Below are 24,809 nucleotides of genomic sequence, written 5' to 3'. Positions count from 1 at the left end.
ACAAAAAAGCTGGCAACTCGTCAGCTTTTTTAATAAAACATAAAGGCAGATATGCTATCTGCCTTCGTTAAATTAGCCGTGATATTTTTTGAAAATTAACGCTGCGTTTGTTCCACCAAAACCAAAGCTATTCGACATCACTGTTTGTAATCCCGCATTTTCAACCGTTTCTGTTACGATATTACAGCCTTGAGCCTGTTCATCTAAAGTTTCAATATTAATACTTGGTGCAATGAAATCATTATCTAACATTAATAAAGTATAAATTGCTTCATGCGCGCCAGCCGCACCTAAAGAATGACCTGTCATTGATTTAGTTGATGAAATTGCTGGGATGTTATCACCAAACACATTTTTAATCGCACCTAACTCTTTCACATCACCAACTGGTGTTGAAGTACCATGCACATTGATATAATCAATTGGTGTATCTACAGTTGCCATTGCTTGTTTCATACAGCGCTCTGCACCTTCGCCACTTGGCGCGACCATATCATAACCATCAGAAGTCGCACCATAACCTACAATTTCAGCGTAAATTTTCGCACCACGTGCAAGGGCATGCTCTAATTCTTCGACAACCACAACTGCACCGCCACCAGCAATCACAAAGCCATCACGGTTTGCATCATAAGCTCGTGACGCTTTTTCAGGGGTTTCATTGTATTTGGTTGACACTGCCCCCATGGCATCAAATTCAGTTGCACATTCCCAAGAAAGCTCTTCTGCCCCACCAGCAAAAACAATATCTTGTTTGCCAAGTTGAATTAATTCAAGTGCGTGACCAATACAATGTGCTGATGTGGCACAAGCTGAACTAATACTATAGTTCACACCACGAATTTTATATGGTGTTGCTAAACAAGCAGAAACACTTGATGCCATCGTTTTTGTGACTGCATAAGGCCCCACTGCTTTTACTCCACGTGGACCACGTACCGCATCACAAGCAATTAACTGGTTATGTGCAGAGCCTGTCCCCGCACCAATCACTAACCCAGTACGATCATTTGACACTTGTTCTTCAGTTAAGCCTGCATCTTCAATCGCTTCTTTCATTGACAGATAAGCATAAGCCGCAGCATCCCCCATGAAACGATAAATTTTACGATCGATTAATTCGCTTGGATTTAATTTAATGGTGCCTGCGACATGGCTGCGCATGCCAATTTCTACAAAATCAGGCACCACTTCGATACCTGATTTACCTGCTTTTAATGACGCCAATACTTCTTCTTTATTGTTACCAATACTCGAAATAATACCAAAACCAGTAATAACCGCTCTTTTCATAGAGTATTCCTTTTATTCAGAAAATGAAAATATGGTCGATAAAATAGCCTTCAAACTACAAGATTTCAAGTAGTAATTCGATCATTCGACCAGTATAGAAAATTTCGTTATTATAGTACGATTCAGCTTTTCTATAAAGGAATAAAAGGTCATGAATAAAGTTCAGTTTGCAGAAGTCCATTTCAACCAAGAAAATATACCTGTCTCTGCAAAATTTGATGATGTCTATTTTTCTAACCAAGATGGGCTCGCCGAAAGTCGCTATGTTTTTCAGCAAGGCAATCAGTTATGGCAACGTTGGCAAGATTATCCTGCAAGCCATTTTGTCATTGCAGAAACAGGATTTGGGACAGGGTTAAATTTTTTTGCGGTAACAACATTATTTCGTGAATTTTGCCAACAATATCCAGAGGCACCGCTTAAGCGCTTGTTTTTCATTTCATTTGAAAAATATCCCATTCCACTTGAACAATTAATTCTCACTCACCAAGCCTATCCCGAATTTATACAACTGGCTCAACAATTACAGCAATATTGGCTTGAACCTATCGAAGGTTGCTATCGCTTTCATTTTGCTGAAACTACGCTCGATCTTTGGTTTGGTGATCTGAATGATAACCTCCCTCAGCTTGGCGATTATATGTGTAATAAGATAGACGCTTGGTTTCTTGATGGCTTTTCACCAAGTAAAAACCCACAAATGTGGAATGATACGCTGTATCAACATATGTATCGTTACTGCAAAGAACATGGCACTTTTGCGACTTTTACTGCAGCAAGTACTGTACGAAAAGGCTTAGAACAAGCAGGTTTTGCCGTCAACAAACGCAAAGGCTATGGCAAAAAACGAGAATGTCTGCAAGGTAGTAAACCTCATGCAAGTCAAGCACACATTCACTTTCCATGGTATCTCGCACAACCTGCCCAATTTAAACGACAAGCTGATGTTGCAATTATTGGGGGGGGGATTGCTTCATTATTCTGTGCATTATCTTTATTAGAACGTCAAGCTAAAGTCACTCTCTATTGTGAAGATGAAGCGGTTGCCCTTAATGCTTCAGGTAATAAACAAGGCGCATTCTATCCACAACTGAGCGATGATGATTTGCTTAATATTCGCTTTTATATTCATGCCTTCGCTTACGGACAACAACGCTTACAACAAGCAATTCAACAAGGTATTGCGTTTGAATATGATTTCTGTGGTGTAGCGCTTTGTGGCTATGATCATAAAAGTGCGGTCAAATTAGATAAAATTTCACATTATCAATGGCACCAAAGCTTATATCAAACGCTTTCACAAACGCAATTAAGTGAAAAAGTTGGCTTACCCTTACCTTGTGCAGGTGGGTTCATTCCGCAAGGTGCATGGCTTGCACCACGCCAGTTTGTACAAAACATGTTTGCTTATTTAGTTGAACGTGGACTTGAAATCAAAACTCGACAAAAAGTGACCGCACTTGAACAACAAGATAGTAGTTGGCAATTAAAGAATGCACAAGGAGAGCAATTTAAACATCAAGTTGTGATATTAGCAAATGGACATAAAATCACCGAGTTCGCTCAAACTGCACATTTACCTTTATATCCTGTACGCGGACAAGTCAGTGAAATTCCTACAGGCAAATATCTGCAGCAACTTAACACTGTGGTGTGCTATGACGGCTACCTCACACCAATAGCACAAAGTAACACACATTGTGTGGGTGCAAGCCATGTGCGTGATTGTGATACACGTAAATTTAGCCTAGCAGAACAACACCAAAATCAGCAAAAAATCCAAACTAATCTAAAAGTCAATTGGGTAAAAGAAGTTGATACATCAGGCAATCAAGCACGTGTTGGTATCCGCTGTGCCGTACGTGATCGTATTCCCATGTTGGGAAACGTCCCCCATTTTGAACAACAATTAGTAGATTACCAAAATCTTTACAACCTTCGCCGCCGTAAGCAACCGATAAAAAGTGCGGTCAATTTTGACAACTTATTCTTAATCGCAGCGCTAGGTTCAAGAGGACTTACTTCTGCGGCATTGTTAGGTGAAACCCTTGCTTCACTCATCTACCAAGAACCATTGCCATTAAGCCAAGATATTGTCCATCAACTCAATGCGAATCGTAGCTGGATACGCAAACTATTAAAAGGTAGCACGGTAAAAAAATGACAAAATTTATCCATCACGAACAACATTCATACTAAAAAATTATTAATTAATTTAATTAGTTAACTCATTTCATTCGTTAAAGACAATATTTTTAATATTGTCCTTTTCATTTCTAAATTCCATCTCTATAATTGCGAATAATTTTCATAATCAATATTAATAATAACCTAAGAGGTACCTATGCAATTAAACAAGCAGTCTGCACTGATGCTAACCGCTTTAGCTTTAAGCCAACCCCTACTTGCGGAAGAAATTGAGCAAGTTGAACAACTCGATACGATTGTTGTTTCTGGTGCGAGTGGCGCTGAAGATATCAATATCCAAGAAAAGAAAGTGGGTGAAACTCAAATTAGTGCACAAAAAATTAGCAAACAACAAGTATCAGATAGCCGAGATTTAGTTCGTTACGAAACTGGCATCACTGTCGTTGAAACTGGACGTACAGGCGCTAGTGGTTATGCAGTACGTGGGGTTGATGAAAACCGTGTTGGTATTATGATTGATGGGCTGCGTCAAGCTGAAACTTTAAGTTCACAGGGATTTAAAGAATTATTTGAGGGCTATGGTAATTTTAATAACACGCGTAACGGTGTTGAAGTAGAGAATGTCAAAGTCGCGACCATTACTAAAGGAGCCGATTCAATTAAATCAGGCAGTGGAGCACTCGGCGGTTCAGTGATGTTTGAAACAAAGGATGCGCGTGATTATCTGATCGATAAAAATTATCATATTGGTGTCAAACGCGGTTATCAAAGCATGAATAATGAAGATATGACATCTGTTACTGTGGCTGGAAAATATAAATGGTTTGATGTGTTATTTATTAATACGCGTCGTGAAGGTCATGAAATCGAAAACTATTTTTATGATATTTATAAAACGAAAGAAGAAGACAAAGCTGCTGTAGGTAAGACGCGTGAAAAAACCGATCCTTATGATATTACTCGAGATAGCACTTTAATTAAATTTGGTTTCCAACCACATGAAGAACATCGTTTTACTGTGGCATTAGATGATTCCAAATTGCGATCACGTGGTGAAGATTTATCTTATACTTTGCGCCCAAGTAGCTATGTTGATACCGAAATCTATGGTGAAAGAAAGACTAACGATAGCTCTCATCGTAAAAATATTCAATTTGCTTATGAAAACTTTACGCAAACTGCACTTTGGGATCATTTCAAAGTGTCATTTTCTTCCCAAAAAATCAAAAATAATGCCAGAACAGATGAATATTGTAGTGGACCAAAATGTGTTTCTGTCTTGAATGAGCAAGGTTTAACGCTTGATAGCAGTACAAATGTTAATAAAATTGTAGATAAACATGGTGGTGACATTACAGCCGAAGTTATTACAGGTCGTTATGGTGGAAAAGATGTAAAATATAAAAACTCTAAAGGAGAAGAAATGCCAGGTCTCCACTATAAAGAATATTCACCACAGACTACATTAATTGATTGTTCCAAAATTGATTGTAATAAAAAATTTCGTGTTTATGTTAAAAAAAATGAAAATTACGGAGATGTATATCAATTTGAAGATAGGGAAATCACGATTAAAACCTTGTCTGATGGGAGAAAATACGGTGAAATTGAACTCAAATCGAAACCAAATGACTTCGGAGGGAAACAATACGAAGACGTCAAATTTATTCTTCCTTTCTCAACTGGTTATAGCCGCAATGACTACAATGATCGCGATCTGAATACGGATACGAAACAAATCAATTTAGATTTTGATAAAGAGTTCTCGACTTGGGGAATAGCACATCAACTGAAATATGGTGGTCTATACGGTAAAACAACCAAAAGTATGGTAAACAAAGACGGTTATAAAGGTGGTAATGTTCAATGGTGGGCAGATGCATTTTTCTGTAATCAACGTAAACCTGGTACATTTCCACCAGTCTATGAACCACGCCCAGATTACTGGCCTAGTGGTACTTGCACGGGTAATTTAAGAGAAAATGTGAATGGTCGTTATAGTTATTTGATTCCAGTGAAAACGAAAAACCAAGCAATCTATCTTGGTGATAAAATTACGCTTACTAATTGGCTTAACCTAGATCTCAATTATCGCTATGACAAAGTCGAACACCGCCCAAGTTATGATCCAAGCGTCCCTGTGCCAAAAGGACTCATTGCGGGTATTTTTATTCCATTACCCGGTAATTCTTATGGTATTGGTGCAGAATGTGGCTATAACACTGAATGTATGAACAAAAATGTTGCACAAAACTTGGCAATTATGCTGCAAAATAAAACATATAAACATCATTCTTATAATCTAGGCGTAAACTTAGATCCCTTAGATTGGCTGCGTGTACAATTAAAATACTCAAATGGGTTTAGAGCACCAACTTCTGATGAAATGTTCATGACATTTAAACATCCAAGTTTCTCAATTACACCAAATGTAAATTTGAAACCCGAAATTGCTAAAACAAAAGAGGCAGCACTGACTTTATATAAGAATCAAAGCTTCTTAACATTAAGCGCATTCCAAACCAATTATGATAATTTCATTGATTTAGTTTATGTAGGACAACGTGCAGTAGATGAAGGAAGTTCACTCACCTACCCATTCTATCAAAATCGCAATAGAGATCATGCTAAAGTTACGGGAGTTGAAGTCAGTGCACGTTTAGAATTAGCAGAACTTTATAGCAAATTAAAAGGCTTCAGAGTAGGTTATAAATTGACACATCAAAAAGGCAAAATCGAAGGAAAAATTCCGATGAATGCGATTCAGCCGACTACTGCGGTGTATAACATTGGTTATTCAACGGAAGATGACAAATATGGAATTGACTTCTTCATCACCGATGTCGCGGAGAAAAAACGCAGTGAAACTTATAACATGTATTGGGAAGGTCAAAAGAAAAATGGCACGTTAATTCAAGGTCAGAAAGTCACTGACAGCACATTAGCATGGCGTAATAATCACTATACGACAATTGATGCTATTCTTTATGCCAAACCAATTAAAAATCTGATGTTAACCGCAGGTCTATATAATATGACTAATAAAAAGTATATTACTTGGGATTCGGCTCGCTCAATTCGTTCAATTGGAACAATTAATCTCATTGACCAAAATACTGGTGCAGGGATTAAACGTTTCTATGCACCGGGCAGAAACTTTAGATTATCTGCGGAATTAACCTTCTAAGTTATCAACTAAAAGTAAAAGAGATAGCACTACGCTATCTCTTTTTTACCGTTCTATTTACTCATAATGAGGCGTTTAATTACTTTTACCTAATAATTTGATTCGTCACCGTACCTGCGACCATTGCGCCATTGACATTCAATGCGGTACGTCCCATATCAATTAAAGGCTCAATAGAAATTAATAACCCTACCAATGCAAGTGGTAAATTCAACGTAGAAAGTACCACGATGGCAGCAAAAGTCGCTCCGCCGCCAACACCTGCAATGCCTAATGATGAAATCGTGACAACTAAAATCAATGTTGCTAAATAAGTGAAACTAAAAGGGTCAAGTCCAACTGTTGGTGCCACCATGACCGCTAGCATTGCAGGATAAATGCCTGCACAGCCATTTTGCCCAATTGTTGCCCCAAAAGTTGCAGCAAAATTCGCAATCACACTGTTATTCCCCAATTTATTCGTTTGTGTTTCAATGTTCAGTGGCAATGTGGCGGCACTAGAACGAGAAGTAAAAGCAAAACTTAATGTGGGTAACACTTTTTTAAAGTAGCTCACTGGATTCACTTTAAAAAGTACCAATATCAGTGCATGTACCACGAACATGAATAAAATGGCTAAATAAGAGGCAACGATAAATGAACCTAAATTGACAATATCTGCCCATTTTGATGTTGTTGCCATTTTAATCATGAGTGCAAATACACCATAAGGCGTTAAACGAATCACCATACGCACTAAACGCATGATTAATTTATTCAATGTATCTACCCCTTGTGCAATACGTTCGCCTAATGCCTGATCTTCTTTACTTAAACTTAATGCTGCAACGCCTAACAGTGCAGAAAATAACACGACACTAATAATAGAGGTTGGATTCGCTCCTGTTAATTCTAAAAACGGATTTTTAGGAATAAATGAAAGTAACATAGCAGGAATCGTCAAACCGCTAACTTTTTCCATTCTTCCTTCGACACGGCTCTGAGCAGCTAATTCACGTTCACCAGCAACTAATCCCTCTGCACTCAGATCAAATACATAAGCCATAGCAATACCAATTGCTGCAGCAATTGCAGTAGTCACTAATAACACGGAAATCACACTGAAACTGATTTTCCCTAAAGCACTTGCCTGATTTAAACGGGTAATCGCAGATAAAATTGAAATAAAAACTAATGGCATGACAATCATTTGTAGTAAGCGTACATAGCCATTACCCACTAAGTTAACCCAGTCTAAAGTATGATTAATTACCTCTTGACTCGCTAGCTGTAATAATGCACCACCAACTAAACCCAATATCAAACCAATAAACACGGTAGTACCAAGTTTCTGTGTACGTTTAAAAATCCATGCCAATAGCACGAGTAATGCGACAAAAATAATAAGATTTATCACGGTCATAATTTGCTCTCAATACGAATAAAAAAACTACATATGATTAAATGGGAATTTCTAATAAACTACAACTACTTTTTTGCTATGGGTTATAATCTTTTATTATATAAACCCTCCTAAAATTGAATAAAAAAAGACCGCACTTTTGCTTTAAAAATAAAGTGCGGTCTATTTTGGTAAAATTTCTTGTAATTATGCAGCAACCATTACCATTGCAGGACGAATAACACGACCATTCAATAAATAGCCTTTTTGTAGCACAACCGTAATTTGATTTGTTTCAAATCCTTCCATCGGTTGCATAGAAATTGCTTGATGTAATTCAGGATTAAAGGTTTCACCAACAACACCGACAGGTTCAACACCGAAACGAGCAACGGTCGAAAGCAGTTCTTTCAAAGTTAGTTCAACGCCATCAAACAATGCTTTCACACTTTCATCTTCTAAATTTGCAGGCGTCGCTAAAGCACGTTCTAAATTATCGATCGTATTTAAAATATCTTTAGAAAATTTTTCTAATGCAAACTTATGTGCTTTTTCAACATCTTGTTCTGTACGGCGGCGGATATTATCAATTTCAGCACGTGTACGTAACAATAAATCTTGTTCTTTCTTTACTGTTTGCTCTAACTGAGCCTCTAATTCTTGAACACGAGCAATAGCTTCTTCTAAAGGATCTTCTTCTATTACTTCTTCGATTGGTTGCTCTAACTCAACTTCTTCTTGAATAACTTCTTCATTTTCAATTTGTTGTTCTTTTGCTGACATTGCATTCTCCGTTAATAACAAAATTTTGATTGATTCTAGCAAAAAATATAAAAGTTAGCACATCTATAGATACTTGCTGACAAATAAAAGGTTTTGTGTGTAATATAGTGGTTGATTTTTTGAATTCAAGTGCGGTCAGTTTTTTCGCCAAATGGAACATGCAATGAAATACCAAAATGCGGTTGATATTAAAGCGCTACAATCCTCATTTCAAATCATTGGGTTATTAGGCAAACCTCGCCATGATTTGACCTTACAAATGCATAAAAATCTTTTTCAATGGCTCATTGAAAAAGGCTATCAAGTATTGGTTGAACGCCCAATAGGTGAACAGCTTGGTTTAAACGAAGATTATTTGGCTTCTATTGAGGATATTGGACAAAAAGCACAATTAGGTATTGTGATTGGCGGTGACGGCAATATGTTAGGTCGTGCACGTATCCTTGCAAAATATGACATCGCATTAATTGGTATTAATAGAGGTAACTTAGGCTTTTTAACTGATATTGATCCTAAAAATGCTTACGCGCAGTTGCAGGCTTGTTTAGAACAAGGTGAATTTTTTGTTGAAGAACGCTTCATCTTAGAAGCTAGCGTAGAACGTGACGGACAAATTATTGCCAGTGGCAATGCAGTCAATGAAGCCGTTATTCACCCTGCCAAAATTGCTCATATGATAGATTTCCATGTTTATATTAATGATAAATTCGCTTTTTCACAACGTTCTGATGGCTTAATCATTTCTACACCAACAGGTTCAACCGCTTATTCACTCTCCGCTGGCGGTCCTATTTTAACGCCTCAGTTAAATGCAATTGCCTTAGTGCCAATGTTTCCGCATACGCTTTCCTCACGTCCTTTAGTCATTGACGGCGACAGCAAAATTTCTATCCGTTTTGCAGAATACAATACTGCACAATTAGAGGTAGGTTGTGATAGCCAGATTGCGCTAGAATTTTCGCCTGATGATATTGTACATATCCAGAAAAGCCAGTATAAATTACGATTGTTACATCTAAAAAATTATAATTATTACAAAGTACTGAGCTCAAAATTGGGTTGGCTTAGAAATCTAGTCTAAAAAACACAAAAAATGAACAAAAATCGCTTTACTGTATATAAAAACAGTTATAAACTGATAAATATACAGTAACGAGGGTTTATTATGCTTATTCAACTGACAATTAATAATTTCGCTATCGTTCGCCACCTCAATATTGAACTCACTGAAGGTATGTCTGTCATCACTGGAGAAACTGGTGCTGGAAAGTCAATTGCGATTGATGCACTAGGCGTTTGTCTTGGTCAGCGCACTGAAATCAATATGTTACGAGAAGGGCAAGAACGTGCTGATATTTGCGCCACATTTTCACTCGAAAAAAACACTCCTGCTTTCCAATGGCTGCAAATGCAAGAACTACAAGATATAGAAAATCCTAATGAATGTATCTTACGCCGTATTATTAATCATGACGGGCGTTCAAAAGCCTTTATCAATAGTATTCCTGTTTCAGCAGCTCAACTCAAAGAACTGGGACAATATTTAGTGCATATCAATGGACAACATGCCTCACAATTATTGCTCAAGACAGACTATCAATTACGATTGCTCGATAATTTTTGTGCCCACACAAACTTATTGACACAAATGCGAGCTGATCACCAAACATGGCAAGCTCTGCAATACCAAGTTGAAACTTTTCAACAAAAAGTCACTGAAAATGAAGCAAGAAAACAACTTTTACAATATCAAGTAGAAGAATTAGATGAATTTAATTTACGCCCAGATGAATACCTCGCATTAGAAGAAGAGCAAAAGCGCTTATCAAGTAGTGAACAATTAACCACGCTTTCACAGTCAACTTTACAGTTATTAAGTGAAAATGAAACGGTAAGTATTGACTCACTACTCTATAAAGCCACCCAATATTTAGACGAGCTTTGTGAATTAGATTCTCGTTACAATAATGTATCAAGTTTATTACAAGAAGCATTAATTCAAGTGCAAGAAGCAACAAGTGAAATACAGCAACTTGCTAGTGATATAGAACAAGACCCAACATCACTCTATGAAATAGAACAACGCTTAGGGCAAGCATTACAACTGGCACGTAAACATCATGTGAAACCTGAAAACTTAGTAGAATTACATCGCTGTTTAAAACAAGAATTGGCGCAATTGATTGACTTTTCCGATAGTGAAGAAATGTTAATTGCCCAAGAAAAAGCAGCATATGCACAAATGCAAGCAACGGCACTAGCATTACATCAAAGTCGCCAAATTGGCGCCACAAAATTAGCCCAACAAGTCACACAATCAATTAAAAAACTCGCTATGGAAAATGGTGAGTTTTTCATCGAATTAAATGCAGATTACAATAAGATCAACCAGCATGGTGCAGATAATTTGGTCTTTATGTTACGTAGTAATTTAGGTCAGATGACACAACCATTAACTAAAATTGCTTCTGGTGGTGAACTTTCACGTATTTCTTTAGCAATTCAAGTATTAACTTCTGATAGATCAGCGATTCCTACCTTAATTTTTGATGAAGTTGACGTTGGAATTAGCGGAGCAACTGCGAGTGTTGTTGGTAAATTACTACGTAAATTAGGACAACGTTGTCAAGTGATTTGTGTGACACATTTACCACAAGTTGCTTGCCATGGCCATCGACATTTCACTGTCGAAAAACAAACAGTAGAAGGCAAAACTGAAACAAAAATGACCGCACTTTCGCCACAACAGAGAGTAAAAGCCTTAGCTAAACTATTAGGTGGTAGCAAAGTAACAGATAGCGCATTAGCAAATGCACAAGAAATGCTCGATTTGGTTTCTTAACTCTGAAATGATTAGCGCACAAATAGGCAATGTATTTGCCCATTTGTGTAAATAAGAAATGAAAAATTACATTGAATTAAAAGCGATAACCCAATCCCAAAAAGAATACTGTAGGATCTAATTTTACATCGACTTTATGTTCATCATTACCTAATTTAAATGTAGCTTTTGATTTAATTTTTGCATACCAAACAGCTGTATTTAAAAATAAATTATCGGCTAATTTAATATCAACGCCAGCATTGAATGCCATGCCCCAAGAATCTTTTAATTTGAGGTCAGTCACACCATTTAATACTGCTTTTTCACTAAAAAACGTGGTGTAATTAACGCCCACGCCAACATAAGGACGCGCACTTGAGTCCTTATTTAGGAAATAATACTGCGCATAAAGGCTCGGTGGTAAATGTTTTGTTTTACCAACAAGTGTATTACCTAATGTAATCTCATGACTAAATGGCGTTGCGGCTAAAAGCTCAATACCAATATTATCAGTTGCCATATAAGTCGCGGTTAAACCCAATTGTGCATTGGAATTCACCTCAAATTTGAACGTATCACTGTTAGTTGATGCTTTTGGAACGACAACAATTGGACCACCACGAACAATAATGTTACCCGCTTCATGCGCCACAGCAGAAGTTGCCACTAATGATGCAACTATACTTAATGCCAATATTGCTTTTTTCATAAAAAATACCTCATCTGTCTATTACTTAAAGGAGAATATCCCCATAAAAAACGATGTCTTTTTAGATGCTGGGCAGAATACCACTTTCAAGGTACTATTTTTCTGATCTTTATCAAGCTTTTAAAATTTCGTTAAAAAAATTAATATAGACTTAACGCATTTTTACATTTAATTCTCAAACAAAGTAAAAATGATATAGATCAAAGTAATGGTTTTTATGAATTTCACGCCAAAAAGCAGTATAATATTTCCATCTTTTTTGAGTCCAAATCTGAGTCTTAATCAATGCCTATAAATTTTACGAAAATTTTGCAAGATAGTTGGAATTTTATTCAAAACCAGCGTCAACTTGTCTTAACATTTGTACTTGCTTTTTTTATAAGCGATTTATTCATCAATGTATTGTTAGGTCTAATGACCCCAATAGAAGCTGTTACAAATAATAATGAAGAATTAACGCAAATATTTGGAATGGATTCTGCAACCCCAAATATTGCAATACTTTTATTAGTCCACCAATTAATTTACTTATTTATCGCCACGTGGTGCTTACTTTCCATTCATCAAGTGAGCCAAAATCACTCATTTTCACTTAGTACCAGTATTACTATTGTATTGAAGCGATTCATTGGAGTGCTTCTAATCAATATTATTTTATTAGCGCCAATAATTATTGGGGTTTCTGAAATTTTCCTCGCTTTAGTCGTGAATAAAACACAGCCATCGATTTTTTCTTCGCTGTCAATGGGATTAGGTCTTTATTTATTTATCCGTTTTTGTCTCACTTCTGTACATTATATAACTAATCACATCACGATTAGCCAAGCTTTTCAGACTACATGGCAAGCAGGAGTCAAACGTGTTACGCCTTTATTTTTATACTGTTTAATTATTCATTTTCTATTGCCATTATTGATGCGACATATTTCTATCTTCAATATCAATTTAATTTTTGAAACGATTATTGATGGTATAAGAGCATTTTTAACCCTATTCTCATTAGTCTTTACTTACCGTTTTTACACTATTTTTATGCAAAAGGCGTAATTTACTATGAAACAATTACTCGAATTTATCCCACTTATTTTATTTTTCGCTGTTTACAAATTAGTCGGTATTCGCGAAGCCGCTTTAACTTTAATGATTGCCACTGTCATCCAGTTACTTATCCTAAAAATTAAGTACGGCAGAATTGAAAAACAGCAACTGATCATGGGAATTGCAGTCGTTTTCTTTGGCGCATTAACTGCTTACTTTAACCAACTCGAATACTTAAAATGGAAAGTCACTATCGTTTATGCCATCTTTGCGTTAGCCCTGCTCGTTAGTCAATATGGTTTTAACAAAAACTTGATTAAACTAATGTTAAGTAAAGATCAAAGCCTTGAGTTGCCTGAACAGGTTTGGCATAAACTCAATCTTGGCTGGGCTGTTTTTTTTATTCTATGTATGCTAATTAACATTTATATTAGCCAATACCTCTCCGATGATATTTGGGTTGATTTTAAAACCTTTGGCATTATTGGTATGACGTTAATTGCCACGCTAATTACGGGTATTTATATTTATCGCTATCTTCCACAAATCAATAGCAATAATAAGGAATGATTATGACAACGATGATTGATACATCAAAAAGCTGTGATGTAAGAGGCACTCTTTTATTGCGTACGCTTGCAATGCCTTCTGATACGAATGCTAATGGCGATATTTTTGGTGGCTGGATCATGTCACAAATGGATATGGGTGGTGCAATTTTAGCCAAAGAAATTGCACATGGGCGAGTTGTCACTATTGCCGTAGACAGTATGACATTTATACGACCTATCTCAGTTGGTGATGTTGTTTGTTGTTATGGTAAATGTCTCCATATTGGACGTTCATCAATAAAAATAAAAATGGAAGTTTGGGTCAAAAAAGTTTCAAGCGAGCCAATAGGTGAGCGTTATTGTGTCACAGAAGCTGTTTTTACTTTTGTTGCAGTCGATAAAGACGGGCGACCTCGCTCAGTACCAAGAGAAAATAACCCTGAATTAGAAAAAGCATTATCCCAAGTTAACTCATGAGGAAAAAACTATGATGTACTACGTTATTTTTGCACAAGATAAACCCAATACATTAGCACAACGTTTAGCTGTACGTGATAAGCACCTTGCACGTTTAACACAACTTCAAGCAGAAGATCGATTATTGGTCGCAGGTCCAAATCCTGCTATTGATGATGAAAACCCTGGTGAAGCTGGTTTTACTGGCTCAACTGTAATTGCGAAATTTGCAAATCTAGAAGATGCCAAACGATGGGCAAGCCAAGATCCTTATATTGAAGCTGGCGTTTATGCTGACGTAATGGTTAAACCGTTCAAACGTGTCTTCTAACCTCTTTCTTTTCATCACATGTTTGGGTGAAATTGAACTTTCGCCCATTTTTGCGTAAATAGGGCAAAAAGCATCAAATGCACTTTTAGTTAAAACTGCGGTCTAAACTGTATAATAATTAAACTTTAACAATTTTAGAGAACTTCATGAAATTCCCTGCTTTGACATTTGGTTGCTTATTTACGTTGCTTTCAATTTCGATATTGGCTAAAAATCAGCCTTCCCAAAATTCAGAACAAGTAATAGAAAATACGATATTGGAGCAACATTCCAAAGTAGTTTCACAACAACAAAAAGCACGCCAAATCTATCAAAAAATCCAACAATTGCTCAGTCGCTCACAAAGTGAAGCAACATTAACACTTGTTAATGCGCTATTAGTTCAAATTGAGGACTATCCACTTTATCCTTATGCACAATATCAATATTTAAAAGCCACACAAGATAAATTAACCTTAGAACAAATCAACGCTTACCAACAACGCTATTCGGCACTTCCTTTTGCCATCGAATTAAAAAAACAATGGCTACAACAAGCTCAAGCCAAGTCGGATTGGCAGAACATTATTGAGAATGTATCAAATCTACCTCAAGATGTTGTTTCCCGTTGTATCATTCTGCAAGCAGAATACGAAACTTTGCCAAAATCGACCGCACTTTCAACAGAAAAATGGCAAAAAAAAGTGGCTCAATTATGGCTAACCGGCGCTAGCTTACCTAAACAATGTGATCCTGTACTAGCAATATGGATTGAAAAAGGTTATCTCAGTAATGAATCCCTTAAAGAGCGCGCAGTTTTCGCTTTTGAACAAAAAAATCAAGGGTTGTTGACCTATTTACAGCAACAAGCCAAAGAAACAGAATTAAAACAATGGTTAATTGCACTTACACAGCTAGCACAAGCACCACAACAGTTACAAAATCCGAATACTGTATTTTACCCACCCAACATTTCCGCACAGGATACGTTTGCTAAACGTATTGTATTAAGCCATTTCCCAAGCTTTGTCAAAACACTTAAAGAAGGTGCAATACAAAACAATCAAGATCCATTTGCCCCTTATGAAGCTTGGGCAAGCGCACTGGCTCTTAGTCAGTCACAAAAAAATCAGTGGAAAAAGAACTTAATTAGTCATTTATTTGACAGTGAGAATTCCTCAATCCAAGATTGGCGCGATCAAACCATTATCACATTAAAAGATGATGCATTAACTGAACGTCGAATTCGTACTGCTATTCGTGAAAAAACAGATCTCCATCCATGGTTAGCCTTGTTATCTGAAAGTGCGAAAAATAAGGAAGAATGGCGTTATTGGAAAGCAAAAATCTTAACTCAAGATAAGAATACGCAAGCTCAAGCTGAAAAAATATTCACATCTCTTGCCAAACAGCGAGGTTTTTATCCTATGTTAGCTAGTGCTGAACTTGGACTGGAATATCAGCCTGAAATGCGTACATTTATGCCAAATGCCAAGCAAAAGATACAAGATGCTTTTCCCGAGGAATTGGCTCGTATTACTGAATTACGTTGGCTTAATGATTTAGCAAATATGAATTTAGAGTGGAAAACATTACTCGATAATGCTGCTTTTGAGCAAAAACTCGCTCTCGCCCATTATGCCAACATGCAAGAATGGTTTGACCTTGCCGTTGAAGCCACAATTCAAGCAAAAGCTTGGGGACATATCGCGCTTCGATTGCCAAATGCCTATCTTGATTGGTTTGATTTACACTTAAAAAATAAAAATATCGACCGCACTTTTGCTATGGCAATCGTGCGACAAGAAAGTGCATGGAAACATAATGTTTCCTCTCATGCTAATGCACGTGGATTAATGCAATTGTTACCAACAACAGCCAAACAAACAGCACAAAAAGCAGGGCTGCCTTATACTCATGAAAGTCAATTATTCGATCCTTTTGATAACATCATGCTTGGCACCGCACATTTACAAGAATTGTATGAAAAATATGGAAACAATCGAATTCTCATTGCGGCGGCCTATAATGCAGGTGCAAGCCGAGTAGAACGCTGGCTAGCCAAAGCGGATGGTAAACTCACTATGGCAGAATTTATTGCGAGTATTCCTTTTTATGAAACACGTGGTTATGTACAAAATGTATTAACTTACGACTTCTATTATCAAATTTTACAACAACGTTCACAGCAAAAATTTAGCACAGAAGAATATAATCGATTATACTAGTGTAACAGTCTAAACAGGAGGATAAATTATGTATCTCAGTCGCAACCTTGAACAATGGCATGCTTTTGTTGAAATGTTACGCACCGCATTCGAACAGGGTAAAGAGCAAGAAATTCTAACCTTATTACTCACCCCTGATGAGCGAGATTCCGTAGGCTTACGCTTACAGATTATTGCACAATTATTAGATAAAAACATACCACAACGTGAAATCCAACAAAATCTCAATACCAGTGCAGCTACTATCACTCGTGGTTCAAATATGATTAAAACAATGCCACCAGAATTTATGGCTTGGGTTAAAACACAGTTAGATGAGCAAGCAGAAAAAGATTAAACGCACATTTCCTTTCTTAAGTTGTTGGCAGCAAATTAAACCTTTTATCTACCGCATTTTTGCGTTTTTTCTGTTTGGATTAGTAACATGTACGTTACTATTTCGAGTCGTTCCTGTTCCCTTTTCAGCTTATATGGTGCAAAAGAAACTAGGACATCTACTACAAGGTAACTTTGATTATCAACTGAACTATCAATGGATTAGTTTAGATAATATTGCATGGCAAATGCAGCTTGCTGTCATTGCGAGTGAGGATCAGCTTTTTCCTGCCCATAATGGTTTTGATTGGCATGCTATTCAAACTGCACTACAACATAATAAATCGGGTAAAACTGTTCGCGGAGGTTCAACAATTAGCCAACAAACTGCTAAAAATTTATATTTATGGCACGGACAAAGCTGGCTGCGCAAAGGTATCGAAGTGCCCACTACATTTGTATTAGAAACGCTTTGGTCAAAAAAGCGAATACTTGAAGTTTATTTAAATATCGCGGAATTTGGACAAGGTATTTTTGGCGTAGAAGCCGCAAGCCAGCATTACTTTGCTAAACCAGCTAAATATCTTACTCAAACAGAAGCGGCTTTACTCGCTGCCGTTCTCCCAAATCCAATCATCTTTAAAGTAGATAAGCCCAGTGCTTATGTTAAACGCAAACAAATGCGAATTTTGCGACAAATGAATTTATTAGGAAAACGCTATTTAGATAAGTTAGATTAAAGTGCGGTCTGTTTTGATAAAGTTTAGAAGGCAAAAGGCTCAACATCGGTTGAGCCTTTTGTTTACTCTTCACGAGCATGATTAATAGTATATTTTGGGATCTCTACCACGAGATCTTCTTTGCCTACCAAACATTGGCAGCTCAAACGGCTATCAACTTCAAGACCCCAAGCCTTATCTAACATATCATCTTCATCTTCACTACTTTCATTTAGGCTATCAAAACCTTCCCGAATAATGACATGACAAGTTGTACAAGCACAAGATTTATCGCAGGCATGCTCAATATCAATTCCAGCATCCAGCGCAACATCTAATAAGTTCTCCCCTTCTGTAACATCTAAAGCCAGACCTTCTGGACACAGATCATCATGGGGTAAAAAAACGACTTTTGGCATTTTCTATCCTATTTCTTCATACTATTTCTGACTAACGACATCATCAACTGCTTTACCAGCTAATGCTGAACGAATTGATTTATCCATTCTACGTGAAGCAAACTCTTGGGTAGCCAAATCAAGTGCTTTAATCCCTTGCTTAATTGCTTGCGTATCCCCTTCTTTTTGCAATCTTTCTAAAGAAACTATCGCATTTTTAACCGTGCTTAATTCTTCATCATTCAATAAATCTTGGTCATAACTTAATGCGGAACGTACACTTTCTAATACACGTTCAGCTTCAACACGTTGCTCTGCTAATAAACGCACTTGAATATCTTCTTTTGCATTCAGCATAGAAGCTTTCAGCATATTAGCAATCTCATCATCTGTCAGTCCATAAGAAGGTTTGACTTGAATTGACGATTGCACACCAGTAGATTTTTCCATCGCGGTCACACTCAATAAACCGTCCGCATCGACTTGATATGTTACACGAACGTGCGCAGCACCAGCTGCCATTGCAGGAATACCGCGTAAAGTAAAACGTGCAAGCGAGCGACAGTCACCAACCATTTCACGTTCACCCTGTACAACATGTACTGACATAGCTGTTTGACCATCTTTAAAAGTGGTAAACTCTTGTGCTCGTGCTACTGGAATTGTGGTATTACGTGGAATAATTTTTTCCACTAATCCCCCCATAGTCTCAATTCCTAATGAAAGCGGAATGACATCTAACAATAACATATCCGTATCGGGTTTATTACCCACTAAAATATCAGCTTGAATCCCCGCACCTAAAGCCACAACTTTATCGGGATCAATTGAAGTTAATGGCTGTTTTTGGAAAAAGTTTGCCACTTGCTCACGCACAAAAGGCACACGTGTTGATCCACCAACCATAACGACTTCACACACATCATCAATACTGACATTTGCATCTTTTAATGCGCGACGACAGGCTAATAAAGAGCGTTTAACTAATGTTTCAATTAACTGATTAAACTGCTCACGGCTAATATTCCCTTTCCAATCTTGATAGACAATTTCCGCATTAGTATTAGTCGTCAAAGTAATTTTGATCTGAGTCGCTAACTCCACTAACAGGCGTTGTTGCTGTGCTGTTTGTGGTTGAGTTCCCGATTGTTGTACGATCCAATCCATTAATTGATGATCAAAATCATCACCACCAAGCGACGTATCACCACCAGTTGCAAGCACCTCAAATACGCCTTTAGATAAGCGCAAAATTGAAATATCAAAAGTGCCACCACCTAGATCATAAACAGCAATCACACCTTCTTGCCCACTATCCAATCCATAAGCAATCGCCGCAGCTGTAGGTTCATTTAATAAACGTAATACATTAATACCAGCAAGTTTTGCTGCATCTTTAGTGCTTTGGCGCTGTGCATCATCAAAATAAGCAGGCACGGTAATCACCGCACCAGAAAGCTTGCCAGCTAAGCGTTGCTCAGCAAGTGCGGTCAGTTTTTTTAAAATTTCAGCAGACACTTCGACCGGACTGACTAATCCTTTCACTGTTTTAATCAAGGGTAAGCCGTTCTCACTTGCTTCAAATTGATAAGGTAAATTCGGATAACGCTGCTTTACATCAGCCAAACTACGGCCAATTAAACGTTTAACCGAAATAATTGTATTATTTGGCGCCTTACTTGCGAGTTCACTCGCCTCATAGCCAACAAGCACGTTATCTCGTTGAAAATGCACGACTGATGGCACTAATGCACGATCTTTTTCATCTAATAAAATATCAGCTGTACCGCTACGTACTGTCGCAATCAAAGAATTTGTTGTCCCCAGATCAATACCCACTGCTAATTTATGCTGATGCGGTGCTGCACTTTGACCCGGTTCTGCAATTTGGAGTAATGCCATTATTTATCTCTTGTTCAAATGATATTATTTTTATTATAGCTTGTTTTGCTCTTTTTATTTAATTATCTATGCCACTAAGCAGGTTACATCTGAATGAATCAATTTTCTTTATTCTTAAGCGCTTAAGTGCAGTTAGAAAAAATGGCGCTAAACTTAAATTTCTAATAGTGACTCTTCTACTCGCTCAACTTCAACTAAAAGTTTTTTAATAAAACGCAATTTATCGTTAATTGCTTTTGCTTGCGACCATTGACATTCCGTAAGTGCGCTAGATAATTCAGCTAAAATAACTTTTCGTGTTTGTTCAATTTCTGCCGAAAAAGCCAAAAGTTTATCGCAACTGCGTTGATTCTCAATCTCTTCCAAACACTCACGCCACTGCATTTGTTGCATTAGAAACGCCATATCATGGTTACTCTTTTCTTCAAGATTTTGTTGTTCACCAGTATGAATAGCAATAATACTGTCTGCACGTAGAATTGGATCTTTTAAAATCTGCAATGCATCATTGACTTCTGCTGATTTTTGTATTGCAAGACGTTGTTCCTGCGCTGAATGCGTAGTGTAATTATCGGGATGCAACGATTTTTGCAAAGCAAGGTAGCGGCTTGATAATGTGGCTTGATCAATATGAAAATCAACGGGTAAATTAAAAATTTTAAATGGGTTCATCTTTAACTCAAGTTAAGAATAAAATAAAAAATGCGATCAATATTTAAACATGAAAACTTTCACCACAACCACATTGTTCTTTAACATTAGGATTATTAAATTTGAAACCTTCATTTAATCCTTCTTTGACGAAATCTAACTCTGTACCATCGAGATAGACTAAACTTTTAGTATCAACAATAATCTTTACACCATACTGCTCAAATACGTGATCATCTTCATGTAATTCATCGACAAATTCTAATACATAAGCCAAACCAGAACAGCCTGAGGTCTTAATTCCTAAACGCAAGCCTATTCCTTTACCACGATTTGTCAGAAATGTTCTGACACGATCCGCCGCAGTTTCAGTGAGAGAAATACTCATTAAATTATTTACTCCATATTCTTTTTTAATACTAAGGGGGCAAATATTTGCCCCACTTAATTTTCCATTATTTGGCTTCTTTTTTCGCTTTGTAATCAGCAATTGCTGCTTTAATTGCATCTTCTGCCAGAATTGAACAATGTACTTTTACTGGCGGTAATTCTAATTCTTCAGCGATCTGGCTGTTCTTAATCGCCTGTGCTTCATCTAAGGATTTACCTTTTACCCATTCTGTAATTAATGAGCTTGACGCAATAGCAGAACCACAACCATAAGTCTTAAATTTTGCATCTTCAATAATGCCTTCATCATTGACTTTAATTTGAAGCTGCATCACATCACCACAAGCAGGCGCACCTACCATACCTGTACCTACATTAGTATCTTTTTTATCTAAAGAACCCACATTACGCGGATTCTCATAATGATCAATCACTTTTTCACTGTATGCCATGTTTGTATTCCTTTAAGTTTTTTAAAGAATTTCAAGAACCTAAATTAGCATCCTACGGTATGTATTTCACCAAAATGAGTAAAAAAACAACCGCACTTTTCATTCTTTATATTCATAATTTTGTTTATAAACGCCTATGTGAAGTTTTATCTATCATTTTTAATTTGTGATATCTTTTCAACAGTCACAAGGCATGCTGTTAAAGACAGTACAAAGTGCACAGTAAAACAGCATAACGCCGCCAATATGGTGAAATATTCACAAATTTAGTGGTGAGTCCACTCAATCGTACTTAAATCAATCCCTTCTTTATACATATCCCAAAGTGGAGATAATTCACGCAATTTTTGTACTGCATTTTTGACTAAGTCAATAGTGTAATCAATTTCTTCTTCTGTTGTATAACGCCCTAATGTAAAACGAATGGAACTATGTGCTAATTCATCGTTCAAACCTAAAGCACGTAAAACATAAGAAGGCTCTAAACTTGCTGAAGTACAGGCAGACCCTGAGGAAACAGCAATATCACGTAATGCCATCATTAGTGATTCACCTTCTACATAGTTAAAACTAATATTTAAATTACTGTCTAAACGATGTGTCATTGAACCATTCACATAAGTTTCTTCGATATCTTTTAAACCATTATAGAGACGATCACGTAATGCTTTTAAACGCGGCATTTCAGTTGCCATTTCTTCTTTACAAATACGATAAGCTTCACCCATGCCGACAATTTGATGTACAGGCAATGTACCTGAACGCATACCACGTTCATGACCACCACCGTGAATAATAGCTTCTAGACGCACACGAGGTTTACGGCTCACATACAACGCGCCAATCCCTTTTGGTCCATATAACTTATGGCTTGACATTGACATCAAGTCCACTTTTAACTCAGCTAAATTAATGGGTAACTTGCCGACGCTTTGCGTCGCATCAACATGGAATAAAATTTTACGTGCACGACAAAGTTCACCTATTGCTGCGATATCTTGAATCACGCCGATTTCATTATTCACATGCATAATCGAAACTAAGATCGTATCATCACGCATAGTATTTTTTAATTCTGCTAGATCAATCAAACCATCAGATTTTGGATTTAAATAAGTCACTTCAAATCCTTCACGTTCAAGTTGGCGACAAGTATCTAATACGGCTTTATGTTCTGTCTTACAGGTAATAATGTGTTTGCCTTTAGTTTGGTAAAAATGAGCAGCACCCTTAATCGCTAAATTATCAGATTCCGTTGCGCCTGAAGTAAAAACAATTTCACGTGAATCTGCACCGATTAAATCAGCAATATGATTGCGCGCGATATCTACAGCTTCTTCTGCCTGCCAGCCAAATTTATGTGAACGTGATGCAGGGTTACCAAAGTTTCCCTCAACGGTTAAGTATTCCATCATTTTTTGGGCAACACGTTCATCCACTGGACAAGTCGCTGCATAATCAAGATAAATAGGTAATTTCATTTGTTTCTCACTCCTAAAAAATTCATTTTTTAACCGCACTTTTCATCAATCGGTTTAATTATCTAATATGATCAAATTATCAAAGTCACCGTGAAACTCAATTGGCGCGCATTTCTGACGATTTTGTTCAACCAATTCAGCTAACGTAATTTCATTTAAAAAGTCTTCAATACGTTGGCTTAATTCTTTCCATAAAGAATGGGTCAAACATTCTGCACCTTCTTGGCAATCACCACGTCCTAAACAACGTGTTACATCAATATTCTCATTTACTGCATTAATTACCATACCTACTGAAATTTGATCAGTCGATAATCCCAATTGATATCCCCCACCCGGTCCACGGACACTTTTTACTAATCCACGTCGACGCAATTTCGCAAATAACTGTTCTAAATAAGAAAGCGAAATATGCTGTCTTTCAGAAATATCAGATAAACTCACAGGGCCTCTGTTTGAATGTAATGCAATATCAAGAATCGCAGTTACTGCATAGCGTCCTTTAGAGGTTAATTTCATCTTTTTTTCCTTTAATTAATCAACAATTTTGGAATATTTACATATCATACTAAATTAGTCAACTATTCAAAAACACTATTTGAGTCGTTTTTTGACCGCAGTTAACATACCTTGCAAAATATTCAGTTCATTTTTTTCTAAACCTGCTCGCTGATATAACCGCCTTAATTTAGGCATAACTCCTTGATTTTGAATAAAACCTAGTTCTGTATAAAGCTGTTCTGTATGAGTAAAAAAATGTTCAATTTCCGCACTATTTGGATAGATATTTTCTATTGTTGAAAATGGCGCTGGCTTTTCTTGCTCAGCTAAATATGCCATACGGAATTCATAACATATAAGCTGTACTGCCATCGCTAAATTCAACGAGGAATATTCTGGATTGGCAGGAATGGTAAGATGATAACGACATTTTAATAACTCCTCGTTAGTTAAACCTATCCGCTCACGCCCAAAAACAATAGCTATCTGTCCATTTGCACTATGTGCAATTGCTTTTGCCGCGCATTCTCGAGGTTCAATCAGGGTATTTTGTAAATGGCGTAATCTCGCACTGGTTCCGATCACTAAAGAACAATCCGCAATAGCCTCATCAAAATCAACAACAGTAATTGCATTTTTAACCACATCTTCTGCCCCAGCAGCAAGTGCGATAGCTTGTTCATCAACTGGTTGTTTTGGTGACACAAGATACAAACGCTGTAATCCCATCGTTTTCATCGCTCTCGCAGTAGAACCAATATTGCCACTGTGTGAGGTTTCCACTAAAACAATTCGAATATTTTCCAACATACACTACACATCCATTTAAAAGAGGGGGCTATTCTAACATAATACCCATGATTTTTAGTCAAGAATTTGGTGCTTTTTTGTTAGAACACGCATAAAAAAGCGGATATGATAATATCCACTGTTTTTCTATTTTATCTTAAATTATCACTCATGATTTATCGCCTTTTTTACCTTTTGAGGAGTAAAAATCAACATGATAAAAATAGTATTTTATCAATATTATTTAATGAATAATTTCTCAATCCTAATCGAAAAAACCATCCTGGTTTAAATTTTTCTCGC

General features: G+C 36.9%; 23 protein-coding genes. 11 read left to right on the top strand and 12 right to left on the bottom strand.

The genetic code is table 11. The features are described 5' to 3' along the window. Window positions 1-72: 72 nt before the first annotated feature. Window positions 73-1,293, bottom strand: coding sequence for a beta-ketoacyl-ACP synthase I (gene fabB / locus ACFSAV_RS06850; RefSeq protein WP_101775750.1), 1,221 nt, complete (start codon window positions 1,291-1,293; stop codon window positions 73-75). Between the two features lie 151 nt (window positions 1,294-1,444). Between fabB and mnmC the strand changes: the two genes are divergently transcribed. Further along, on the top strand, window positions 1,445-3,457 hold the full coding sequence (gene mnmC / locus ACFSAV_RS06845) for a bifunctional tRNA (5-methylaminomethyl-2-thiouridine)(34)-methyltransferase MnmC2/FAD-dependent 5-carboxymethylaminomethyl-2-thiouridine(34) oxidoreductase MnmC1 (protein WP_379097750.1): 2,013 nt from the start codon (window positions 1,445-1,447) through the stop codon (window positions 3,455-3,457). A 180-nt stretch (window positions 3,458-3,637) separates the two neighbouring features. Continuing rightward, entirely contained in the window at window positions 3,638-6,628 is a 2,991-nt protein-coding gene (locus ACFSAV_RS06840) for a TonB-dependent hemoglobin/transferrin/lactoferrin family receptor (protein WP_379097747.1), read from the top strand. A gap of 85 nt (window positions 6,629-6,713) precedes the next feature. Here the strand turns inward: ACFSAV_RS06840 and ACFSAV_RS06835 are convergent, their stop codons facing one another. Both ACFSAV_RS06835 and grpE read right to left on the bottom strand, forming a co-directional pair. Further along, window positions 6,714-8,030 carry an L-cystine transporter gene (locus ACFSAV_RS06835; RefSeq protein WP_379097744.1) on the bottom strand — a complete coding sequence of 439 codons (1,317 nt, stop codon included), beginning with the start codon at window positions 8,028-8,030 and terminating at the stop codon, window positions 6,714-6,716. Window positions 8,031-8,216: 186 nt separating this feature from the next. Beyond that, window positions 8,217-8,792 carry a nucleotide exchange factor GrpE gene (gene grpE / locus ACFSAV_RS06830; RefSeq protein WP_101776330.1) on the bottom strand — a complete coding sequence of 192 codons (576 nt, stop codon included), beginning with the start codon at window positions 8,790-8,792 and terminating at the stop codon, window positions 8,217-8,219. A 163-nt stretch (window positions 8,793-8,955) separates the two neighbouring features. Here grpE and ACFSAV_RS06825 point away from each other — a divergent pair, with 163 nt between their 5' ends. Continuing rightward, the gene (locus ACFSAV_RS06825) at window positions 8,956-9,873 is read left to right on the top strand and encodes an NAD(+) kinase (protein ID WP_379097741.1); all 918 of its coding nucleotides are present in this window, start codon (window positions 8,956-8,958) and stop codon (window positions 9,871-9,873) included. An 84-nt stretch (window positions 9,874-9,957) separates the two neighbouring features. Beyond that, a complete protein-coding gene (gene recN, locus ACFSAV_RS06820) occupies window positions 9,958-11,634 on the top strand; it encodes a DNA repair protein RecN (RefSeq protein ID WP_379097738.1) in 1,677 nt (558 codons plus the stop codon). A gap of 76 nt (window positions 11,635-11,710) precedes the next feature. On the opposite strand, the gene ACFSAV_RS06815 is transcribed toward recN, so the two are convergent. Continuing rightward, entirely contained in the window at window positions 11,711-12,325 is a 615-nt protein-coding gene (locus tag ACFSAV_RS06815; RefSeq protein WP_379097734.1) for an OmpW family outer membrane protein, read from the bottom strand. A 285-nt stretch (window positions 12,326-12,610) separates the two neighbouring features. Between ACFSAV_RS06815 and ACFSAV_RS06810 the strand changes: the two genes are divergently transcribed. From ACFSAV_RS06810 to mtgA, 7 genes are all read left to right on the top strand, one after another. After that, window positions 12,611-13,372: a hypothetical protein gene (locus tag ACFSAV_RS06810; RefSeq protein WP_379097731.1), complete on the top strand. Its 762-nt coding sequence runs from the start codon at window positions 12,611-12,613 to the stop codon at window positions 13,370-13,372. Between the two features lie 6 nt (window positions 13,373-13,378). After that, window positions 13,379-13,933, top strand: coding sequence for a septation protein A (locus tag ACFSAV_RS06805; RefSeq protein WP_379097729.1), 555 nt, complete (start codon window positions 13,379-13,381; stop codon window positions 13,931-13,933). 2 nt (window positions 13,934-13,935) lie between these two features. Then, a complete protein-coding gene (yciA, locus tag ACFSAV_RS06800) occupies window positions 13,936-14,391 on the top strand; it encodes an acyl-CoA thioester hydrolase YciA (protein ID WP_101776336.1) in 456 nt (151 codons plus the stop codon). Window positions 14,392-14,404: 13 nt separating this feature from the next. Beyond that, entirely contained in the window at window positions 14,405-14,701 is a 297-nt protein-coding gene (locus tag ACFSAV_RS06795) for a YciI family protein (RefSeq protein WP_379098044.1), read from the top strand. A gap of 146 nt (window positions 14,702-14,847) precedes the next feature. Then, on the top strand, window positions 14,848-16,908 hold the full coding sequence (locus tag ACFSAV_RS06790; protein ID WP_379097725.1) for a transglycosylase SLT domain-containing protein: 2,061 nt from the start codon (window positions 14,848-14,850) through the stop codon (window positions 16,906-16,908). A 28-nt stretch (window positions 16,909-16,936) separates the two neighbouring features. Next, window positions 16,937-17,245 (top strand): trp operon repressor, encoded by a 309-nt coding sequence (trpR, locus tag ACFSAV_RS06785; RefSeq protein ID WP_101776338.1) that lies wholly within the window; start codon window positions 16,937-16,939, stop codon window positions 17,243-17,245. Continuing rightward, window positions 17,223-17,963 (top strand): monofunctional biosynthetic peptidoglycan transglycosylase, encoded by a 741-nt coding sequence (gene mtgA / locus ACFSAV_RS06780; protein WP_101776339.1) that lies wholly within the window; start codon window positions 17,223-17,225, stop codon window positions 17,961-17,963. The genes trpR and mtgA overlap by 23 nt, the downstream gene beginning before the upstream one ends. Before the next feature lie 62 nt (window positions 17,964-18,025). Here mtgA and fdx read toward each other — a convergent pair whose 3' ends face one another. The 8 genes from fdx to trmJ form a co-directional block, all read right to left on the bottom strand. Continuing rightward, on the bottom strand, window positions 18,026-18,361 hold the full coding sequence (gene fdx / locus ACFSAV_RS06775) for an ISC system 2Fe-2S type ferredoxin (RefSeq protein WP_174674058.1): 336 nt from the start codon (window positions 18,359-18,361) through the stop codon (window positions 18,026-18,028). Window positions 18,362-18,382: 21 nt separating this feature from the next. Continuing rightward, window positions 18,383-20,242, bottom strand: a complete 1,860-nt coding sequence (gene hscA / locus ACFSAV_RS06770; RefSeq protein ID WP_174674059.1) for a Fe-S protein assembly chaperone HscA — start codon at window positions 20,240-20,242, stop codon at window positions 18,383-18,385. A gap of 153 nt (window positions 20,243-20,395) precedes the next feature. Beyond that, entirely contained in the window at window positions 20,396-20,914 is a 519-nt protein-coding gene (gene hscB, locus ACFSAV_RS06765; RefSeq protein WP_379097720.1) for a Fe-S protein assembly co-chaperone HscB, read from the bottom strand. Window positions 20,915-20,957: 43 nt separating this feature from the next. Beyond that, the gene (gene iscA, locus ACFSAV_RS06760; protein ID WP_379097717.1) at window positions 20,958-21,281 is read right to left on the bottom strand and encodes an iron-sulfur cluster assembly protein IscA; all 324 of its coding nucleotides are present in this window, start codon (window positions 21,279-21,281) and stop codon (window positions 20,958-20,960) included. Between the two features lie 67 nt (window positions 21,282-21,348). Beyond that, a complete protein-coding gene (iscU, locus tag ACFSAV_RS06755) occupies window positions 21,349-21,735 on the bottom strand; it encodes a Fe-S cluster assembly scaffold IscU (RefSeq protein ID WP_101776342.1) in 387 nt (128 codons plus the stop codon). 266 nt (window positions 21,736-22,001) lie between these two features. After that, window positions 22,002-23,216 (bottom strand): IscS subfamily cysteine desulfurase, encoded by a 1,215-nt coding sequence (locus tag ACFSAV_RS06750; RefSeq protein ID WP_101776343.1) that lies wholly within the window; start codon window positions 23,214-23,216, stop codon window positions 22,002-22,004. A 54-nt stretch (window positions 23,217-23,270) separates the two neighbouring features. Next, entirely contained in the window at window positions 23,271-23,735 is a 465-nt protein-coding gene (gene iscR, locus ACFSAV_RS06745) for a Fe-S cluster assembly transcriptional regulator IscR (RefSeq protein ID WP_379097714.1), read from the bottom strand. Window positions 23,736-23,810: 75 nt separating this feature from the next. Then, a complete protein-coding gene (gene trmJ / locus ACFSAV_RS06740) occupies window positions 23,811-24,527 on the bottom strand; it encodes a tRNA (cytosine(32)/uridine(32)-2'-O)-methyltransferase TrmJ (RefSeq protein WP_379097711.1) in 717 nt (238 codons plus the stop codon). Window positions 24,528-24,809 lie beyond the last annotated feature (282 nt).

The organism is Pasteurella oralis (assembly GCF_042681465.1).
GTDB lineage: Bacteria > Pseudomonadota > Gammaproteobacteria > Enterobacterales > Pasteurellaceae > Pasteurella > Pasteurella oralis.
The sequence above is the reverse complement of the archived record's forward strand: the minus strand, read 5'-3'. Positions and strand labels throughout refer to the sequence as shown.

Excerpts from the sequence above, each read along its gene's own strand:
- hscA (WP_174674059.1), bottom strand. The coding sequence starts at position 20,242 with ATGGCATTACTCCAAATTGCAGAACCGGGTCAAAGTGCAGCACCGCAT.
- fabB (WP_101775750.1), bottom strand. The coding sequence starts at position 1,293 with ATGAAAAGAGCGGTTATTACTGGTTTTGGTATTATTTCGAGTATTGGT.
- trpR (WP_101776338.1), top strand. The coding sequence starts at position 16,937 with ATGTATCTCAGTCGCAACCTTGAACAATGGCATGCTTTTGTTGAAATG.
- ACFSAV_RS06750 (WP_101776343.1), bottom strand. The coding sequence starts at position 23,216 with ATGAAATTACCTATTTATCTTGATTATGCAGCGACTTGTCCAGTGGAT.
- recN (WP_379097738.1), top strand. The coding sequence starts at position 9,958 with ATGCTTATTCAACTGACAATTAATAATTTCGCTATCGTTCGCCACCTC.
- iscU (WP_101776342.1), bottom strand. The coding sequence starts at position 21,735 with ATGGCATACAGTGAAAAAGTGATTGATCATTATGAGAATCCGCGTAAT.
- ACFSAV_RS06805 (WP_379097729.1), top strand. The coding sequence starts at position 13,379 with ATGAAACAATTACTCGAATTTATCCCACTTATTTTATTTTTCGCTGTT.
- trmJ (WP_379097711.1), bottom strand. The coding sequence starts at position 24,527 with ATGTTGGAAAATATTCGAATTGTTTTAGTGGAAACCTCACACAGTGGC.
- hscB (WP_379097720.1), bottom strand. The coding sequence starts at position 20,914 with ATGAACCCATTTAAAATTTTTAATTTACCCGTTGATTTTCATATTGAT.
- mnmC (WP_379097750.1), top strand. The coding sequence starts at position 1,445 with ATGAATAAAGTTCAGTTTGCAGAAGTCCATTTCAACCAAGAAAATATA.
- ACFSAV_RS06815 (WP_379097734.1), bottom strand. The coding sequence starts at position 12,325 with ATGAAAAAAGCAATATTGGCATTAAGTATAGTTGCATCATTAGTGGCA.
- mtgA (WP_101776339.1), top strand. The coding sequence starts at position 17,223 with ATGAGCAAGCAGAAAAAGATTAAACGCACATTTCCTTTCTTAAGTTGT.
- ACFSAV_RS06810 (WP_379097731.1), top strand. The coding sequence starts at position 12,611 with ATGCCTATAAATTTTACGAAAATTTTGCAAGATAGTTGGAATTTTATT.
- ACFSAV_RS06825 (WP_379097741.1), top strand. The coding sequence starts at position 8,956 with ATGAAATACCAAAATGCGGTTGATATTAAAGCGCTACAATCCTCATTT.
- ACFSAV_RS06835 (WP_379097744.1), bottom strand. The coding sequence starts at position 8,030 with ATGACCGTGATAAATCTTATTATTTTTGTCGCATTACTCGTGCTATTG.
- ACFSAV_RS06840 (WP_379097747.1), top strand. The coding sequence starts at position 3,638 with ATGCAATTAAACAAGCAGTCTGCACTGATGCTAACCGCTTTAGCTTTA.
- ACFSAV_RS06795 (WP_379098044.1), top strand. The coding sequence starts at position 14,405 with ATGTACTACGTTATTTTTGCACAAGATAAACCCAATACATTAGCACAA.
- iscA (WP_379097717.1), bottom strand. The coding sequence starts at position 21,281 with ATGAGTATTTCTCTCACTGAAACTGCGGCGGATCGTGTCAGAACATTT.
- fdx (WP_174674058.1), bottom strand. The coding sequence starts at position 18,361 with ATGCCAAAAGTCGTTTTTTTACCCCATGATGATCTGTGTCCAGAAGGT.
- grpE (WP_101776330.1), bottom strand. The coding sequence starts at position 8,792 with ATGTCAGCAAAAGAACAACAAATTGAAAATGAAGAAGTTATTCAAGAA.
- iscR (WP_379097714.1), bottom strand. The coding sequence starts at position 23,735 with ATGAAATTAACCTCTAAAGGACGCTATGCAGTAACTGCGATTCTTGAT.
- ACFSAV_RS06790 (WP_379097725.1), top strand. The coding sequence starts at position 14,848 with ATGAAATTCCCTGCTTTGACATTTGGTTGCTTATTTACGTTGCTTTCA.
- yciA (WP_101776336.1), top strand. The coding sequence starts at position 13,936 with ATGACAACGATGATTGATACATCAAAAAGCTGTGATGTAAGAGGCACT.